The sequence below is a fragment of the Cellulomonas septica genome, assembly GCF_012396155.1.
In the GTDB taxonomy this organism is placed as follows: Bacteria; Actinomycetota; Actinomycetes; order Actinomycetales; family Cellulomonadaceae; genus Cellulomonas; species Cellulomonas septica.
Genome location: NZ_JAAXOY010000648.1, coordinates 1 through 1,946 on the forward strand (window position 1 = coordinate 1; position 1,946 = coordinate 1,946).

A 1,946-nucleotide genomic window follows, 5' to 3' on the forward strand; every position below is an offset into this window, starting at 1 on the left:
GGACGCGTGCGCTCGCCGAGGTGCGCACCCAGATCGGACCCGTCGACGTCGTGCTGCTCGACGGCTCGCACGACTGGCTGTCCGGCCCGACCCAGCAGGACCTGTTCGCGGCCGTCGAGGCCGAGGTCCCGCCGACGCCGCGCGTGCTCACGCGCGTCAAGGCCGACCGCTCGTGCGCGACGGTGGCCGCGGCGTCCGTGCTGGCCAAGTGCGAGCGCGACGCGATGATGGTCGACCTCGCCGCGCAGCACCCGGACTACCGCTGGGACGAGAACAAGGGCTACTCGTCGCCGGACCACCTGGACGCGCTGCGCACGCTCGGGCCGTGCGTCCTGCACCGCCGGTCGTGGCGCCTGCCGACCGCGGCGGAGGGCGTCCTGGGCCCCGAGGTCGCGGACCTCGAGCCGCTCGTGCCGCTCGACGCGTTCGGCCTGCCGGAGGCCGTGCACGCGGCGCTCGTCGATCCGGACTGACCGGGACGACCGGGGCCCGCGGCGGGTCGCGGTGGCGTGCGGGCCGTGGGCATGGGGGATGATGGACGCGTGAGCGCCGAGGACCTGGAGAACTACGAGACCGACATGGAGCTCGCGCTGTACCGCGAGTACCGCGACGTCGTGGGGCTCTTCTCGTACGTCGTCGAGACCGAGCGGCGGTTCTACCTGGCCAACCACGTCGACCTGCAGGTGCGGTCCGCCGCAGGTGAGGTCTACTTCGAGCTGAGCCTCGCCGACGCGTGGGTGTGGGACGTCTACCGGTCCGCGCGGTTCGTGAAGTCCGTGCGCGTCGTGACGTTCAAGGACGTCAACGTCGAGGAGCTCGCGAAGACCGAGCTCGACCTCGGCGGCGGGACACCCTTCCCGCGCTGACGCGCGCCGTCCGCGCGGTTCGCCGGGCTCGGAGGGACACGTCCCGGCCCGCTGACTCGCAGGACGCGGGGTGTCGCGTGGCTTCCTGATGAGTCACCCGGCACGGACGCTGCACGCCGTCCGTCTCGCCTGCCCTTCTCGCGCTGACGCGCGACCGATCCGTCTCCGCTCGCCGTGCCGGACCCGGTGCAGACCGTTGGGCGCGTCGTCGAGGTGGTCGCGAGCCGTCCACAGCCCGCCCTGCGTGGAGCGCGTCCACGGGTCGGCCGCACGACCGTGTGGGCCCGCTCGGCTGCCGCGAGGCTGCGTGCGGAGGTGGTCCGGTGCGGGCGAAGGACGCGGTGGGACGGTACGGCGAGGACGTGGCGGCGGCGCACGTGCGCGAGCGCGGCTGGCAGGTGCTCGAGCGCAACTGGCGGTGCTCCGACGGTGAGCTCGACCTCGTGGCGCTCGACGGCACGGAGCTCGTGGTGGTCGAGGTCAAGACGCGACGGTCGACGACGTACGGGTCGCCCGCCGAGGCGGTGACGGCGCGCAAGCTCGCACGGGTCCGGCGGCTCGCCGCTCGGTGGCTCGCCGCGCACGACGTCCGCCCGGCCTCCGTCCGCGTCGACGTCGTGTGCGTGCTCGTCCCCGCCCGTGGTGCGGCGCAGGTCGAGCACCTCGAGGGGGTGGTCTGAGTGACCCTCGGACGGACGCTGGCCGTCGCGCTCGTCGGGCTGGCCGCCCACGTGGTCGACGTCGAGGCGCACCTCGCGCCGTCGCTCCCGGCGTTCACCCTCGTCGGTCTCCCCGACGCGTCGCTCGCGGAGGCGCGCGACCGGGTCCGCGCTGCGGTGACGTCCAGCGGGCTCGCCTGGCCGAACCGCCGGATCACCGTCAACCTGTCGCCGGCGACGCTCCCGAAGTCCGGGTCGGCGTTCGACCTCGCGATCGCCGTCGCGACGCTCGCGGGTGCCGGGCTCGTCGACGCCGACCGCGTGCACGGCGTCGTCCACGTGGGCGAGCTGGGGCTCGACGGTCGTCTGCGGCCCGTGCGTGGCGTGCTGCCGGCCGTGGCGGCGGCGGTCGCGGCCGGTC

Annotated in this window: 4 protein-coding genes; all 4 read left to right on the top strand. The window is 74.7% G+C overall.

Features of this window, described 5'->3' with window-relative positions:
- A partial coding sequence (locus HGA02_RS17680) for a ribonuclease H family protein (RefSeq protein ID WP_484482054.1) occupies nucleotides 1-473 on the top strand: 473 nt, incomplete at its 5' end.
- A 69-nt stretch (nucleotides 474-542) separates the two neighbouring features.
- The gene (locus HGA02_RS17685; protein WP_168680546.1) at nucleotides 543-866 is read left to right on the top strand and encodes a DUF2469 family protein; all 324 of its coding nucleotides are present in this window, start codon (nucleotides 543-545) and stop codon (nucleotides 864-866) included.
- A gap of 323 nt (nucleotides 867-1,189) precedes the next feature.
- On the top strand, nucleotides 1,190-1,546 hold the full coding sequence (locus HGA02_RS17690) for a YraN family protein (RefSeq protein WP_168680548.1): 357 nt from the start codon (nucleotides 1,190-1,192) through the stop codon (nucleotides 1,544-1,546).
- Nucleotides 1,547-1,946: magnesium chelatase domain-containing protein (locus HGA02_RS17695; RefSeq protein ID WP_343035583.1), on the top strand; the 400-nt coding region annotated here is incomplete at its 3' end.